The 16,886-nt window shown below is 29.3% G+C and carries 15 protein-coding genes; 5 read left to right on the forward strand and 10 right to left on the reverse strand.

Annotated features, from left to right (window positions below; translation table 11 throughout):
- Nucleotides 1–270: 270 nt before the first annotated feature.
- Nucleotides 271–882, forward strand: a complete 612-nt coding sequence (locus tag OXH55_RS09845; RefSeq protein WP_268049766.1) for a cyclase family protein — start codon at nt 271–273, stop codon at nt 880–882.
- 125 nt (nt 883–1,007) lie between these two features.
- Here OXH55_RS09845 and OXH55_RS09850 read toward each other — a convergent pair whose 3' ends face one another.
- Together OXH55_RS09850 and OXH55_RS09855 are read right to left on the reverse strand one after the other, a co-directional pair.
- Complete coding sequence (locus OXH55_RS09850) at nt 1,008–2,486, reverse strand: GGDEF domain-containing protein (protein WP_268049767.1); 1,479 nt, start codon at nt 2,484–2,486, stop codon at nt 1,008–1,010.
- Between the two features lie 231 nt (nt 2,487–2,717).
- Entirely contained in the window at nt 2,718–3,179 is a 462-nt protein-coding gene (locus tag OXH55_RS09855) for a MarR family winged helix-turn-helix transcriptional regulator (protein ID WP_268049768.1), read from the reverse strand.
- 154 nt (nt 3,180–3,333) lie between these two features.
- Here OXH55_RS09855 and OXH55_RS09860 point away from each other — a divergent pair, with 154 nt between their 5' ends.
- Both OXH55_RS09860 and OXH55_RS09865 read left to right on the forward strand, forming a co-directional pair.
- Complete coding sequence (locus OXH55_RS09860) at nt 3,334–4,146, forward strand: DUF169 domain-containing protein (RefSeq protein ID WP_268049769.1); 813 nt, start codon at nt 3,334–3,336, stop codon at nt 4,144–4,146.
- 46 nt (nt 4,147–4,192) lie between these two features.
- The gene (locus tag OXH55_RS09865; protein WP_268049770.1) at nt 4,193–5,350 is read left to right on the forward strand and encodes an MFS transporter; all 1,158 of its coding nucleotides are present in this window, start codon (nt 4,193–4,195) and stop codon (nt 5,348–5,350) included.
- Between the two features lie 111 nt (nt 5,351–5,461).
- Here the strand turns inward: OXH55_RS09865 and OXH55_RS09870 are convergent, their stop codons facing one another.
- On the reverse strand, nt 5,462–6,715 hold the full coding sequence (locus OXH55_RS09870) for a diguanylate cyclase (RefSeq protein ID WP_268049771.1): 1,254 nt from the start codon (nt 6,713–6,715) through the stop codon (nt 5,462–5,464).
- A 305-nt stretch (nt 6,716–7,020) separates the two neighbouring features.
- Here OXH55_RS09870 and OXH55_RS09875 point away from each other — a divergent pair, with 305 nt between their 5' ends.
- Nucleotides 7,021–8,127 (forward strand): ABC transporter ATP-binding protein, encoded by a 1,107-nt coding sequence (locus tag OXH55_RS09875; RefSeq protein ID WP_268049772.1) that lies wholly within the window; start codon nt 7,021–7,023, stop codon nt 8,125–8,127.
- Nucleotides 8,128–8,216: 89 nt separating this feature from the next.
- Nucleotides 8,217–9,248, forward strand: coding sequence for a helix-turn-helix domain-containing protein (locus tag OXH55_RS09880; protein ID WP_268049773.1), 1,032 nt, complete (start codon nt 8,217–8,219; stop codon nt 9,246–9,248).
- 150 nt (nt 9,249–9,398) lie between these two features.
- Here OXH55_RS09880 and rnfB read toward each other — a convergent pair whose 3' ends face one another.
- From rnfB to OXH55_RS09915, 7 genes are all read right to left on the reverse strand, one after another.
- Nucleotides 9,399–10,223, reverse strand: a complete 825-nt coding sequence (gene rnfB / locus OXH55_RS09885; protein ID WP_268049774.1) for an RnfABCDGE type electron transport complex subunit B — start codon at nt 10,221–10,223, stop codon at nt 9,399–9,401.
- A 13-nt stretch (nt 10,224–10,236) separates the two neighbouring features.
- Nucleotides 10,237–10,812, reverse strand: coding sequence for an electron transport complex subunit RsxA (rsxA, locus tag OXH55_RS09890; RefSeq protein ID WP_268049775.1), 576 nt, complete (start codon nt 10,810–10,812; stop codon nt 10,237–10,239).
- Nucleotides 10,813–10,847: 35 nt separating this feature from the next.
- A complete protein-coding gene (gene rsxE, locus OXH55_RS09895; protein ID WP_268049776.1) occupies nt 10,848–11,447 on the reverse strand; it encodes an electron transport complex subunit RsxE in 600 nt (199 codons plus the stop codon).
- Nucleotides 11,447–12,031: an RnfABCDGE type electron transport complex subunit G gene (locus tag OXH55_RS09900; RefSeq protein ID WP_268049777.1), complete on the reverse strand. Its 585-nt coding sequence runs from the start codon at nt 12,029–12,031 to the stop codon at nt 11,447–11,449. Before OXH55_RS09900 ends, rsxE begins: the two co-directional genes overlap by 1 nt.
- A gap of 1 nt (nt 12,032) precedes the next feature.
- Nucleotides 12,033–12,983, reverse strand: a complete 951-nt coding sequence (locus tag OXH55_RS09905) for an RnfABCDGE type electron transport complex subunit D (RefSeq protein ID WP_268049778.1) — start codon at nt 12,981–12,983, stop codon at nt 12,033–12,035.
- Between the two features lie 17 nt (nt 12,984–13,000).
- Nucleotides 13,001–14,320, reverse strand: a complete 1,320-nt coding sequence (rsxC, locus tag OXH55_RS09910; protein ID WP_268049779.1) for an electron transport complex subunit RsxC — start codon at nt 14,318–14,320, stop codon at nt 13,001–13,003.
- Nucleotides 14,321–14,988: 668 nt separating this feature from the next.
- On the reverse strand, nt 14,989–16,581 hold the full coding sequence (locus tag OXH55_RS09915; RefSeq protein WP_268049780.1) for an ABC-F family ATP-binding cassette domain-containing protein: 1,593 nt from the start codon (nt 16,579–16,581) through the stop codon (nt 14,989–14,991).
- Nucleotides 16,582–16,886 lie beyond the last annotated feature (305 nt).

Genomic DNA, 16,886 nt, shown 5'->3' on the forward strand with positions numbered 1-16,886 from the left:
TGACAATTCTCTTCTTTCATTCAAAACATACAAATACTTAGGTTTACTTACTTTTAATTGACTTTTTTACTTGTTTTAGCTTATGATTGAGTTTCTTTAGTTACAATAATATATAAAAAAGATGTACACCAAATCATCAAGTGATTAGAAGAAGGCAATTATTATTAAGATAAATTTAAACATTAAATTTGCTATTTTCTTATTATGTAATTAGTTGATTGTACAAGTGGATTTTTGTATAATACAACATATATAATTGGAGGTGTTTTGATGATAATTGATATTACACAAGTTACTAAATTAGATAGAGTTTATAGACCAGGTTCACCCCCTTTAAAAGTAGAAAAAATAAAGTGTTTTGAAGGAACTAAAAAGGAATATACTACAACCTTGTTTTCTTGTGCCGTTCATAATATGGGAACTCACATAGATGTTATGAGTTCAGATGTAGTATTGGAAAATGAAAGATTAATATCACCAGGGATAAAATTTGATGTTTCTCATATAACTGATAGACCAGTTGAACTGAATGATTTAGATGTTTCACATATTAAAGAAGGACATTTTGTATTTTTTCAAACAAATTGGGATAAATACTTAGATGATGAAGAAAAGTATAATATACATCCTGAAATTTCTATGGAGGTTATAAAGTATTTAGTAGATAAGAATGTTAATATGATTGGAATAGATACTTTGGGCCTTGGTTATAGTAGAAATCATGGACTTATAGATGTTTTCCTTGGGAAAAGTGGTATCTATGCAATTGAAAACTTAACTAATCTTGATAAAATACCTAAAAAAGATTTCAGAGTATATTGTTTACCTATGAAAATAGAAGGACTAGACGCATTTCCTGCTAGAATATTAGTTGAATTTTAATTAAATCAAGTATTTAAGAGCAAATCCACTATTTCAATTGGACTTGTGGACTTGCTCTTTTTTATACAAATAACAAAGCAGTTGACCCCTCTCTATTAAATCTACAATAATAATATATAAATAAGTTAGCACTTTTCGTTCTTTACACGATACATTGAAATATCTGCTTTATTTATAAGTCCTTCAAGGGAGGAGCCTTTCTCAGAAGAAATACTCAAACCAATACTGCAATTAATTGTAACAGTTTTACCATCTAAATCAATGGGTTCTTTAATGCTATTTTCCAACTTTTCTATAACTGACGAAACATCATTTTCCGATTTGATATCAGTTAGCAAAATCATGAATTCATCTCCACCCACTCGTGATACTTTATCGTTACTCCTCACTATATTTTCCAGCCTTATTCCAACTTCCATTAATAACTTATCTCCCATTTCATGTCCATAATTATCATTTATATACTTAAAATTATCCAAATCTAGATATAATATTGCAATTTTACTTTTACTTTTTCTTCTACTTACAATTTCATTAAAATATTCTTCAAAAGCTTTACGATTTGCTAAACCTGTCAAATGATCATGATAAGCCATATATTCTGTTTTCTTCAAAAGATATATAATTGAAGCTATAAATATTATAAAAACTGTAGCAATAGTAAAAATATTAATTAAAAATGAACTAGTCTCTTTATTTATTTCGCTCAGCATCTCTTTATTGCTATAAGTAATTCCAATAACAAAAGAATTCCACCAATCATTTTTACCATCTTTCTTTTCTGTTAAAATTGGAATATATTTGGTAGTTGTAGTGAATTTTGAATTCTTAACAACTCTTGATTTAATGGTATTAGATAAAACTGCCTCTTTCACTAGAGTTTTATTGTGTTTCGGAATATTGATATCTATAGGATTCTTTTTATCTTTTATAATACCAACATTATTTGCTTGTTCATTAAATCTGTAAAAACAAATATCTTCTACATATTGATATTTATCTACTAGATTTCTAGCTAATGAAAATACATTTAGTTCTTTTAGCACAGAATATCTATCAAGTATATCAATCCCTAATTCTATCAGGTATTTATGATCAGGTGTAGGCATATAACTATATTTTTTTATTTCGCCAGTATTACTTGAAATGTCCATTTTATCAGCAGTAAAATGATTATCCTCTAAACGACTTTTTAATAATTTTGAAAATGATGGATATTTTGAAAAATCCATATCCAAGTCCTTCTCAAAAGTAGTCTTTATTACTTTAAAATTACTATCAATTATATAAATATCATAATCATCCATTTGATTTTTAATTTCATCTAAATTCCAAGTTCCAATTTGAGGATTATTTTTATATTCCTCTAACAATATCTTAGAATAGTTTTCCATCTCTTCATTTAGTATATTTTCAGATATACTATAAGCCGCATTAGCATTCTCTAAAGCATTAATAACACTGTTTTCTACTAAATGACTTTGTGCTTCATATTTATACTTAATTATCTCTTTTGTTCTTTTGTAACTATTATAGGACATATAAAGTATTACAATGAAAACAGTAATAATTATCAAATTATTATACTTTCTTAATAATTTCATAATACAAATTCCTTTCTCTATTCTTACTGAAATTTTTCTACTCTGTATGATATATGATTCAAAACTACTTCTTCTTTTATTTCTACGCCAATCGTCTATGTCCTCTTTTTCACTCTATAATTCCTATGATAATCATTGATTAAAATATGAGTACAAATCAATAGGATTCTCTTACTTTAAAACATAAAGAGCAAATCTAGCTTAATACATTAGATTTGCTCTTTATAGTTTCTAATTCTCTTTTAAATTATTAGCGGCTGTATGTATGTTTTCAGCCATTTGTTTCATTGATTTTTTTACAATTTCTAATTCCTCTTTTGAAATATTTTGAGTTAATACTTTACTGCTTTTTTCTAGTATTGATATTATTTTATCTTTTATTTCATTTCCTTTTTCTGTAATATAAAGTCGATGAATTCTCTTATCTATTGAATCTCTTTTTTTATAAACATATCCCAAATCTATTAATTTTCTTATAGCTTTTGCAACATCTGCTTTTCTAAGTTTTAGTGAATCTACAAGGTCTTCCTGGCATATTCCTTCACAATGATACAATTCTACTAAAACTTTATATTGATGTTTCTGTAAATCATATGGTTCAACTTCTTTATAAATATAATAAAATAAATACCTTGAAATAATATCTATATACTTTCCAACTGAATCCTCTCTTGTTATATATTTAATATCCATCAGATTTAATTCCTCCAATATTCTAAAATAATTACTTTCTATATTATATATTATTTTTCATAAAAATCCCATACACATTAAAAAATTAGTTGCAAAATCAAACTATTTATATTAGAATAGTTTCATAATGAAACTTATTTATGGAGGGATTTTTATGAAAAGCATAATAGTTGAAGCCTTAAAACCAAATTTTGAGACAGTAGCAATTTTACGAAGCAATGAAAAGCCAGAAGGTGCTATACAACCTCTTCCTGGAAAATATACTTGTATAATGCCATTCTTCGCACAGGTAGCTGCAAAAGGTAAAACAGCAGTATTTGATAGAGAAACATATGGTTGTTCTGGTGCTAAAGCAGGTCTTGGATTTGGGTCAGCTTATGGTGAAGAAATGGGAGGATACGATACTTTTTCTGCCTTTTTCTCAAAAGGTCTTGACTCTGCAAAAGATAAAGAAAAATATAAAGAAATTGCTGAAAATACTAATGCACATCTTCGAAGAAAGCTTCTTAAAGGTGAAAGATATCAAACTTCAAGAGAAAAAGCATACAAATGGATGACAAAAGACCTTCCTGTGTATAACTTTACTGAAAAATATGTAATTCTAAAACCATTAAAAGATGTTACAGCGGATGAAACACCTCACTCCATCATATTTGCTGTAAATCCTATTCAACTAACAGCTCTTATAACTTTGGCAGGTTCTATTAGAGAAGGAATCAATGATACCATAACGCCTCAAGGAGCTGCATGTCAGATGATTGGTGCATATGTTTTCCATGAATCAGAATCTAGTAATCCTAGAGCTGTTTTAGGAATGCTTGATCTTGCAGCCAGAAAACATGTTAGAGGAATTTTACCTGACGATATTTTAACTTATGCCGTTCCATGGAAGTTATTTCTTGCTCTTGAAGAGGAAGCAAAAGAAGGGGTGTTTAAATCTCCTATTTGGCTTGATCTTTTTGAATAATCTATAGTTTTAACACTTATAATTTTTTTTAGGAAGGAATAAATTTATGAAAAAGAAAGCAGCAATTTTATCAATTTCTCTTTTGCTAATTATGTCTGGAGCTGCCATATCGCCTGCTCTTGGAAGTATTAGTGAGAATTTTGAGAATGTTAATATATTATTAATAAAAATGATTTTAACTCTACCTTCTATTTTAATAATGCCATCAAGCATTATATCTGGGAAATTGTCAATGAAGATAAAAAAACGTTCACTGCTAATTACAGGATTATTTATATACTTAATAGGAGGTATTGGAGGTGGTTTCGCTACAAATATATATATTCTTTTAATGTTTAGAGCATTATTAGGTATTGGAGTTGGTTTAATATTGCCGCTTTCCACTGGGCTAATAGTTGACTTTTTTGAGGGTGAGGAAAGAAAAAAAATGATGGGGTATTCAACAGCTCTCAACAATCTAGGAGCAGTAATAGCTATTATATTATCTGGTATATTTGCATCGATTAATTGGCGTCTTTCATTTAGTGTCTACTCAATAGCAATTATAACATTAATTTTTATTGTATTTGTACTACCTGAACCTAAGGAAGTTACACATGTACAAGATTTACATTCACCTTTAAATAAAAAAGTATATAAAATGATGTTATCAATGATTGTGATTAATATTGTATTTTACTCAATTCCAACCAATATATCATTATTTATTAAAGTAGAAGAACTTGGGAGTCCTAACACCTCTGGATTTGTAATAGCTTCTTTAAACTTAACTTCTTTTATTGCAGGGTTACTTTTAACTAAAATCACAACCATATTTAAAAGAAATACACCTGTTTATTCATTATTTATGATGTTTTGTGGATATATAATATTAATCTTTTCAAAATCTTTAGTTCAAATAGAAATTGCTTTAATTTTAATTGGTCTAGGTTTAGGAATTCTTCTTCCATTAATATTTATTGAAACAAGCAAAAGTGTACCACTTAAAGATAATACTTTTGCAATGGCATTAGTCAACAGCAGTATGTACTTGGGTCAATTTTTATGTCCAATATTAGTTAGTTTTATAGGAAGCTTTTTAGGAAATACATCAATTAAATTTGCTTTTCAGTTTTCCGCTGCATTAATATTAATTTCAATGTTAATTACGTATTTCGAAGTTAAACCTAAAAAATTTCCAAATCATAATATTTCACAATCATGAAGAATTCTTACTTCATATATTAAATTTAATTTTATAAAAAGACCTTAATAATAATAGAATTTTAAGGTCTTTTACTTTGCTTATCATAATATTTATCTCAAAATATGTTTGTTAATATTCTATTCTATCTCTTCCATTTCTTTTAGCTGTATATAAAAGCTTGTCCGATTTTCCTATTAATTCTATAGCAGTTTCTGATTTTAGTTCTGCAGCTCCTACACTTATAGTTACCGTAATATTTTCTTCTTTAAATTTTATTTCTGAAATACCTTTTCTTAATCTTTCAGCTAAAATTACAGCACCTTTTAAATCTGTTTCTGGTAGTATTAATATAAATTCTTCTCCACCATATCTTCCTATAACATAGGATTTTCTCAATTGCTGTTTTAATTCATTACCTATTTTTATTAAAACCTCATCTCCAGTCTGATGTCCATAAGTATCATTAATCAATTTAAACTTATCAATATCAAACATAATTAATGAAAGCTTATTATTGTATATTTTAGCACTTTTTATTTCTTCTTCTAATCTTTCATACATATATTTATGATTGTATAAACTTGTTAACCCATCTATATTAACCATTGTCTTTAATTGTAAATTTTTTCCTTTTAATTCTTGTAATAATAAAAATGTTCTAACATTGGCTTTTAATCTTGCCATAAAAATATTTTCACTAAAGGGTTTTAAAATATAATCATCTGCTCCAACTGATAATATGTTTGAAATAATTTTTTCATTATCCATAGCAGAAATTGAGATAATAAAGGCATATTTATATTTTTTACGAAGTTCTGAAATAACTTGTTTTCCAGACATAGTAGGCAAAATAAAATCTATTATGTATAGAGAATACTCTTCTTTCTTATTTAAAAGTTCCTCTGGCTCAGTATAATAATCAACATTGGTAATATTATTCATCTCAAATATTTTTCGTATTATCATAAGCTCTAATTCATTATCATCTAAAACTGCAATTCTAATGTCCTTTAATTGTTTGTTTCTGAAATCTTCTAAATTTATATAATATTTTATTCTATCTATTAATATATTTTTAGATATAAAATCTATAGCACCTAGTCTAAAAAGTTTATTTTTAGTTTCTATATCATCCCTAGCTGACAGCACAATAACGGGAATATCCTTATATTCACTTTCATTTAAAGCCCTTAAAAATTGCTCTCCATTTTCATTTTTTAATTCTACTGCCGTTACAATTAAGTCTATTTTATTATTTGCTAATACTTGAAATGCTTCTTTTGAATTATTAGCTGTTAGATATTTAACCCCTTTTTCTCTCGAAAAATCTTTTATAATTTCTTTATAAAAAAAATTAGAATCAACGTGTAGAATTGACAACATATTATTTATTCGCCCCTTATATAATTACTTTCACTATTGCTATGATATGTATTTGTTGATTTTAAACGTAATTTTATGTGATAAAAGCTAATTCATAAAAACGTTTTCCTTTTACTTAAGTAATTATAACATTATTTTTCTATGGTGTGATATAAATTAAAATATTGACTTTATTGTAAACCAAATGTATTTTGTTTAATTAGTATAAATAACCCCTTATATCTTTGTACAATTTGTCAATATATATATGTATACTAGTCCTGTATAATAATATTAAAGAATTAAATCGTAAGGAGAGGATTATAATGGCAGGATTAAATTTAAAAAATATAGAAAAAGTATATCCAAATGGATTTCATGCAGTTCACGATTTTAATTTAGATATTGAAGATAAAGAATTTATAGTTTTCGTTGGACCATCTGGATGCGGAAAATCAACTACTCTTAGAATGATAGCAGGACTTGAAGAAATATCATCTGGAGAATTATACATAGGTGAGAATATTGTAAACGATGTAGCTCCAAAAGATAGAGATATAGCTATGGTATTCCAAAACTATGCTTTATACCCTCACATGACTGTTTTTGATAACATGGCTTTTGGATTAAAACTTAGAAAGATGCCTAAAGATGAAATTAACCAAAAGGTTACTGATGCTGCTAGAATACTTGGTATAGAAAATTTATTAAAAAGAAAACCTAAACAGCTTTCAGGTGGTCAAAGACAAAGGGTTGCCTTAGGACGTGCTATAGTAAGAAATCCTAAAGTTTTCCTTATGGATGAGCCTCTTTCAAACTTAGATGCAAAATTAAGAGTTCAAATGAGAGCTGAAATTAGTAAACTTCATCAAAGCCTTCAAACTACATTCATTTATGTAACTCATGACCAAACTGAAGCTATGACTATGGGAACAAGAATTGTTGTAATGAAAGATGGTTTTGTTCAACAAGTGGCAGATCCTCAAACTATATACAAACATCCTTCAAACATGTTTGTTGCATCATTTATAGGATCTCCTCAAATGAATTTTATTGAATGTACTTTAAAAGAAGAAAACAATAATGTCTATGCTGAATTTAAAGGAAATAAAGTAACACTTTCAGCTGAAAACTCAAAAACTTTAAAAGATTTAGGTTATGTAAATAAAGAAGTTGTACTTGGTATAAGACCTGAAAATATGTTTGTACATTCTGAGGTATCTGATAATAAAGATAATGTAATTGAAACAAATGTACAAGTAACGGAAATGCTTGGTTCAGAAACATATTTACATTTAGATATGCAAAACCAAAACGTTATTGCAAGAGTTGATCCTAGTACTAAAGCAGAAATCGGAAAAAATATTAATATTGGCTTTGATATCACTAAAATACACATATTTGATAAAGATACAGAAAAAGCTGTATTCTAGTATAAAACAAATTAAATCGGAAAAGCTTAATTAGAGCTTTTCTGATTTTTAATATATATTAATATATAATGGTAGGTGGACTATCTCTAATGAATAGTAATAAAATTAAACGTATATTTAATAAACTTAAAACTATAATAGATACAGAAATAACTCTAATGGATGAATCAGGTTATATAATTGAAAGTACAGATAATGAAAAAATAGGTAATTATGATAACAATTTTAAAAATGTTGATTTAAGAAAAAACCTCTGTCAAATTGGTGATTACACTTATTACTTTTTTAATTTCGTAGATGGTAAAAAAAATGTATTTTCAATCAAAGGAAAAAGTGAAGAAACTAAGAAGCTTGTTGAGATTATAGGTATTTTTTTAAATGCGGATTTTAATGATGTATCACAAAGTGAACTTTTAAGAAACTTATTAATAAATGGAATTGAAGATGGTGATTTAGAACATTTAAATAAAAAATTCTACATAAAACCTCAAACTACAATGAGGGCATTAGTGATTGAAGTAAAAGAGAATGTAATGAAAGAGCTAGAAAATCTTATTTGTCATATCTATCCTAATGAATTGTATACTAAAATAAGCAATAACCTTTTTTGCTTTGTTGAAAAGTGCTCAAAAGATAACGATCAATATTTTATTCAAATATACGATGCTATTTATTCTGAATTATTTTATGAACCTAAAATAGGCGTAGGAACAGTTGTTGATAATATAAAGGATTTGTCAACATCCTATAAAAAAGCTGTAAAATCTATTAAACTTGGTAAATTATTTTTTCAAGACAGAAATATTTACTACTGCAAAGATTTTGGACTTCCAACCTTAATCAATAATATGGATATTAAATCCCTAGAAGAATTATATAAAGATATGAATTATAATAATATAGATGAAATATTATCTGATAGTGAACTAGTTACTACAGCTATAAAATTTTTTCAAAATAATTTAAATATTAGTGTAACAGCAAAACAATTATTTATCCATAGAAATACATTAATATATAGATTAAATAAAATACTAAAAATATCTGGATATGATTTAAGAGTTTTTGAAGATTCAATAAATTTTAAAGTTGCCATGTTCATTCATAATTATATAAAATAAGGGGACGGTTCTCAAATTACAATTAAACTTAGGGACTGTCCCCTTGTTTTATTGTAATTAAAAATCAAGGACTGTCCCCCATAAATTCGAGAACCGTCCCTTAAACAAAAGAAAAGTGTACACGTAATGTGTACACTTTTTAAACTTATTTTATTCTTTTGTAACCTTTGGTTGTGGTTTTTTACGGAAATTAAGTATAGCATTTGCTGGACATTTTTGAGCGCAAAGTCCACAGTTTACACAATTATCGTAATCAATAACTGGTAAGTTATTTTCCATTTTAATAGCATCTTTTGGACATGCTTTAACACAAAGAGTACATCCAATACATCCTACAGAACAAGCATTTTTAACATCTAGTCCTCTATTGTGTGAGTTACATGATACAAATACTAGTTGTTTTTGTGGTACAAGTTCTATAATGCTCTTTGGACATGCTTGAACACAAGCTCCACATCCAACACAGTTATCTTTATTTACTTTAGCTATGCCATCTTCTATAGTTAAAGCATTAAATCCACAAGCTTTAACACAGCTTCCTAATCCTAAGCATCCAAATTCACATGATTTAGATCCAGCTCCTGGAACATTCATAGCTTCTTGACAATCTTTTAAACCATAGTATTCATATTTATCTTTAGCTTTGTCACAAGTACCTTGACATTTTACATAAGCAACTTTTGGTTCAGAAGCTCCTACTTCTAATCCCATTACTTCACCTATTTTTGCAGCTGCAGCAGCTCCACCAATTGGACAAGCGTTTGGTGCAGCTTCTCCATTTACAACTGCTTCTGCATAAGCATCACATCCAGCAAATCCACATCCACCACAGTTTGCTCCTGGAAGAGCATCTCTAACAAGTGGTATTTTTGGATCAACCTCTACTGCAAATTTCTTAGATGAATATCCTAAGATTAATCCGAATAATAATCCTAGTCCACCTAAGGCAAGTATAGGAAATAATATATCATTCATACTTTTCCCCTCCTTATACTAAGCCAGAGAAGCCAAGGAATGCTATAGCCATTAATCCAGCTGTGATTAACGCAATTGGTACTCCTCTAAGTGCTTCTGGCATTTTATCGTTTGCTTCCATTCTTTCTCTTAAACCTGCAAGTAATACTATTGCAAGCATAAATCCGATTCCTGAAGCAACACCGAATATTAATGAATTTAATAAACTGTATTTTTCATTTACGTTTATGATAACCGCACCAAGAATAGCACAGTTAGTTGTGATTAATGGTAAGAATACTCCTAATGCTTTATAAAGATCAGGCATAGTCTTCTTCATAACTATCTCAACAAATTGAACTAATGATGCAATAACTAGTATAAACGCTATTGTGTACATGTACTCTATGTGTAACTTTACAAGTATAAAGTTATAAACAAAATATGATATAACTGATGCTAGTCCCATAACGAAAGTAACTGCTGCACCCATTCCTTTAGCAGTCTCTATTTTCTTTGAAACTCCAAAGAAAGGACAAATACCAAGGAATCTAGCTAGTACCATGTTATTTACTAACAACGCAGAAATAACTAAAACAAATATATTCATTATTCACCCAACCTTCCTTTTAGGTATTGTTAGTTTTATTTTTTAGCTTTATTTAATTTTCTTTGATTAATAATCGCCATCATAATTCCAAGAGTTATAAATGCTCCTGGTGCAAGTACGAATATTAATGCTGGAAATTGTTTAGACATAATTTGTGTACCAAACACTTGACCTGTTCCTAAAAACTCTCTTACTAACCCTATAACTGTTAATGATAATGTGAATCCTAACCCTTGTCCAAGACCATCAAACATAGAAGCTATTGGTCCATTCTTAGAAGCATATGATTCTGCACGTCCAAGTATCATACAGTTAACAACAATAAGTGGTATAAAGATACCTAATGATTTATTTAATGTTGGTACAAAACCAGCTAATAAGAATTGAAGCAAAGTAACAAATGATGCAATGATAACTATAAATGCTGGTATACGAATTTTATCTGGTATAACCTTTCTAAGTAAAGATACAACAATGTTAGCTCCTATAAGAACTACTGTTGATGAAAGTCCCATACCAAGACCATTCACAGCACTTGAAGTTACGGCCAAAGTAGGACACATCGCTAAAACTTGTACAAATGTTACATTTTCATTGAAGATACCATTCTTCAATCTCTCTATAGCAACGCTCATTATTTTTGTCCTCCCTTCAATTCATCATTGTAGAAGTCTACTGCTGCATTAACGCCTGTAGTTACAGCAGCTGATGTAATAGTAGCACCTGTTATTGCTTTTATTTCATTATCATTTGCTGGATCAGCTTTTACTACTACAAGTTTCTTTTCAATAGATTTTTGTTTATATTGATCAGCAAACTCTGCTTCTGGTGCTTTAGCTCCAAGACCTGGTGTTTCAGTATGAGCTAGTATTTTTATACCTTCTACTTTACCTTCATTAGAAATACCAACCATCATTTCTATTAATCCACCATAACCTTTAGGTGCAACCTTTATAGCATATCCTGCTACATCACTTCCTGTTTTTCCTGCATTAACTTCAAGAACAAGATTTCCTTCTTCTATCTTAACATCTTGCTTTTCAAAGCTTTCAGCCTTTGGTAAAACTTCTTTCATAGCTGCATCATTTTCTTTCTTTTGTTGTATAGCAATAGGTTCAGCAGTTATCTTATGTGCTCCCCCTAATATAAATCCGGCAATAGCTGTGATGATTAATAGCGTTATTCCTAGGCTTATTATCTCCTTTGTGCTCTTATCCATCTTACTTCACCTCCCCAGTTCCAAACACTCTTGGTCTTACATATTTGTCTATTAAAGGTACGAATAAGTTCATTATAAGAATTGAGTAAGAACATCCTTCTGGATATCCACCCCATTTACGAATAATCATAGCTAATGCACCTGCTATAACAGCAAATATAATTTGACCTTTTTTAGTCATTGGAGATGTAGTATAGTCAGTAGCCATAAAGATACCACCAAGCATTACACCACCAACCATTATTTCATATATACCAGCCATAGCGCCTAAATCTCCTCTTCCGAAGATTGTTCCAAGTACTGCTATAGTTCCAAGATAAAATACTGGTATATGCCAAGTTATAACTCTTCTATATAAAAGATAAGCAAATCCTATAAGTAATGCAATAGCAGAAGTTTCTCCTACACATCCTCCTACTTGTCCTATAAAAGCTTGAGTTAAGCTTGGTAATTGTTGTCCACCGGCTTCTACACCCTTTAATATTGCAAGTGGTGTTGCTCCTGCTGTTCCATCTACAGGATTTGTCCATGTTGTCATAGCAACTGGATATGAAGCAAGTAAAAATGCTCTTCCTGCAAGTGCAGGGTTAACTATATTTTGTCCAATTCCACCAAATAAGCATTTAACAACTATAACTGTAAATACTGATCCTATAACAACCATCCATAATGGTAAAGATGGTGGAACGTTGAATGCAAGTAAAAGTCCTGTTACAACTGCACTTAAATCACTTGCTGTGTTTTGTGTTTTAGATAATTTACACCACACTACCTCTGAAGCAACACAAGATATAACTGCTGTTAATATAACTAATGCTGCTTGTAATTTAAAGAAATATATTCCTACTAGTGTAGCTGGAAGTAATGCAATAATAACATCTCTCATAATTCCTCTTACTGAACTATTGTCACGAATATGAGGAGATGAGGACACTGTATACATTTCAGCCATTTAAATTCACTCCTTACCTATTTTTTTCTCTTATTTGCTAAAACGGTTCTTTTTGAAGTACGAATTGATTGAATTAAGTGACGCTTAGCTGGACATACAAATGTACAAGATCCACATTCGATACAATCTAATCCATGACCTTCTTCAAATCCTTCTAAATCTTTTCTTCTTCCTAATGAATCAAGAGCTGATGGTATTAAGAACATTGGGCATGCTTGAACACATTTTCCACATCTAATACAGCTTGATTCTTGTGGTAATACTGCTTGTTTTGCAGTTAAACAAAGAATTCCTGATGCTCCTTTAACAACTGGTATATCTAAAGTAGATATAGCCATACCCATCATTGGACCACCTGAGATTACTTTAATTGGATCTTCTTTAAATCCACCACAAGCATCAACTAATTCTCTAAATGCCATACCATTTCTTACTCTTACATTCTTTGGTTCCTTAACAGCTTCACCAGTTACAGTAACAACTCTTGTAATTGAAGGTCTTCCAAGTACTACTGCTTGGTAGATTTCATGAAGTGTTGTAACGTTTTGTACTATACAACCTGCATCTGCTGGAAGCTTTCCTGATGGAACTTCTCTCTTAGTTATAGCATAAATTAATTGTTTTTCAGCTCCTTGAGGATATTTAGTTTTAAGACCTTTAACTTCTATATTAGAAATATCCTTAACTGCTTTTTGCATTGTTTCTATAGCATTTTTCTTGTTATCTTCTATTCCAATATATCCTTTTGCATTTGGATACATATGAAGAATTATTTTAAGACCTTCAACGATCTTTTCAGTTTCTTCTAACATTAATCTGTGGTCACATGTTAAATAAGGTTCACACTCAGCAGCATTAACTACTATTGAGTCAATATTTTTGTCTGGTGGTGGAATAAGTTTTACGTTAGTTGGGAAACAAGCTCCTCCCATACCAACTACTCCAGCCTCTTTAACAAGTTCTGCAATTTCTTCTTTTGCCATTCCCTTGTAGTCTTTTGGCTTAGCGAATTCTACTTCTTCATATTGCCCATCATTTTCAACTATTACTGCAAGTGATTTTGTTCCACTAGCAGTTAAAACTGGTTTTACATCCTTTACAGTACCAGAAACACTACTGTGAATGTTTGCAGAAATAAATCCACTAGCTTGACCTATTTTTTGCCCAACTAACACTCTGTCACCTTTTTTAACTAGGCACTCAGCAGGTGCTCCTATATGTTGGGACATAGGAAATACTAAAAGATCTTTAGGCTGTAAATCTTCAATCGGCTTGTTTTCTGTGAAACGTTTGCCGTGTGGTGGATGAACGCCTCTTTTAAAAGTTAATAATTCCATATAAATCCTCCTATCTTTAATGTTAAATATGCATACTCAATAAATAACCATGCACAAAAATACAATTTATAGGAAATTAGTATTCACTATAAATTTATTACTATAGAAATAAATATTAAAATATTTTAATATTCATTGTATACAATTACATTGTTGAATATAGCACAATTTAGTTACAATCCATATATATAATATCACAATAAATTACATTTGTGTGTGATCAATCACTAATTATGTCAATTTTTTTTAACCTTTTTTGTTAAAATTTATTATTATGCACAAATTGTTATTTCTTGTCAAAAAAGATTCATAATTTTATTAAATCTTTTTTAATTTCATTTACCATATTCTCCAAATTCATCAAAAATAATTTTCATTAAACTACTATGTAATTTTAATTCCATTCTAAAGCATCTTTCATTAACCACTTAACCTACTATATAATACCACATTATATAATACATTTGTAAATTTGCACAATATTAAAATTAGTCTGACATTTTCATAGCGTATTTATAACTATCTTATTATGCAAATTTTTATCAATAATTCCTTCTTAATTTATTACAAAAAGCAAAGAAATGATATTAAATTGTGACAGCGTAATTCACTAAATATAATCAAAAGTCAACATTTAAAAATCATTTCTTCCTTAGTTTATATAATTTTTATAAGCTTTTTCTCATTTCCAAGTACTCATCATAGGTAACTCTCTTATCAATTACTCCATCTGGTGTAATTTCAATAATTCTATTAGCAACAGTTTGTACAAATTGATGGTCATGAGAAGTAAATAAAATTGTTCCTGGGAATTTTATAATTCCATTATTAACAGCTGTGATAGATTCTAAATCTAAGTGGTTAGTAGGTTCATCAAAAATTAAAACATTTGCTCCACTTAACATCATCTTAGACAGCATGCATCTAACTCTTTCTCCTCCTGAAAGCACGTCAACTTTTTTAAGTGCTTCTTCTCCAGAGAAAAGCATTCTTCCAAGGAAACCTCTAATGAAACTTTCTGATTTTTCTTCAGAAAATTGACGAAGCCAATCAACTAAATTTAAATCTACATTATTAAAAAATTCTGAGTTATCCTTTGGAAAATATGATTGTGATGTAGTAACGCCCCATTTATATTCTCCACTGTCAGACTCCATTTCACCCATTAAAATTTTAAATAATGTTGTTTTAGCAATTTCATTTTCTCCTACAAAAGCTATTTTATCACCTTTGTCTATAATGAAATCTATATTGTTAAGAACTGTTTCTCCATCAATTGTTTTAGTTAATCCCTTAACACTTAATAAATCTTTACCAGCTTCTCTATCCGGACTAAATCCTACAAAAGGATATCTTCTTGATGATGGTTTTATATCATCTAAAGTTATTTTATCAAGAAGTTTTTTACGAGAAGTTGCTTGTTTTGCTTTAGATGCATTTGAACTAAATCTCGCAATAAATGTCTGAAGTTCTTTTATTTTCTCTTCTCTCTTCTTGTTTTGATTTTTAGCCATTTCCAATGCTAATTGGCTAGATTCATACCAAAAATCGTAGTTACCAACGTATAATTGTATTTTCCCAAAATCTAAATCTGCAATGTGTGTACATACTTTATTTAAGAAATGTCTATCGTGGGAAATAACTACAACTGTCCCCTCAAAATCAAGAAGGAAGTCTTCTAACCAATTAATTGATTTTAAATCTAAATGGTTAGTAGGCTCATCTAATAGCAATACATCTGGATGTCCAAATAGTGCTTGAGCAAGAAGTACTCTTACCTTCTCCATAGCACTTATATCCTTCACTAGCTTTTCATGAAGTTCTTCGCCTATACCTAATCCCATTAATAAAGTGGCTGCTTCTGATTCTGCTTCCCATCCATTAAGTTCAGCAAATTCGCCTTCAAGTTCAGCTGCCTTTATTCCATCTTCATCTGAAAAATCTGACTTAGCATATAAAGCATCTTTTTCTTTCATAATTTCGTAAAGTCTAGCATGTCCCATTATTACCGTATCCAAGACTTTGTACTCATCAAATTGGAAATGATCTTGTTTTAAGACTGCCATTCTTTTTCCTGGTCCAAGTATTACATCACCAGTATTAGGCTCAATTTCTCCTGAAAGTATTTTTAAAAAAGTAGACTTACCAGCACCATTAGCTCCTATTAACCCATAGCAATTTCCTGGAGTAAATTTAATATTAACATCCTCAAATAACTTACGGTCACCATACCTTAAACTCACTCTGCTTGTACTTATCATATAATTCTTTTTCCTCCATATTTAAACTTTTTTTATCTTCCGTCAAACTCCTCAAATATTATAACATATAAAAGGGGACGGTTCTCAACTTTTTAGCATAAAAAAGTTGAGAACCGTCCCCTCATTTTTGTAATTTTTATGAAAGTTTACCTATAACTAAATTTAATATTCTATAATTTTTTCTTAATTTTAAGAATATTACCTACTTGAAATTGTTTACTTTTGGTAATCTTGAATTAATTCCGTCAATAACTTTCAACCATGCATAATTCAAGAGCATTTTTAATTAATCTGTTCCAAAACTA

This window comes from Clostridium ganghwense, assembly GCF_026735165.1.
In the GTDB taxonomy this organism is placed as follows: domain Bacteria; phylum Bacillota; class Clostridia; order Clostridiales; family Clostridiaceae; genus Clostridium_H; species Clostridium_H ganghwense.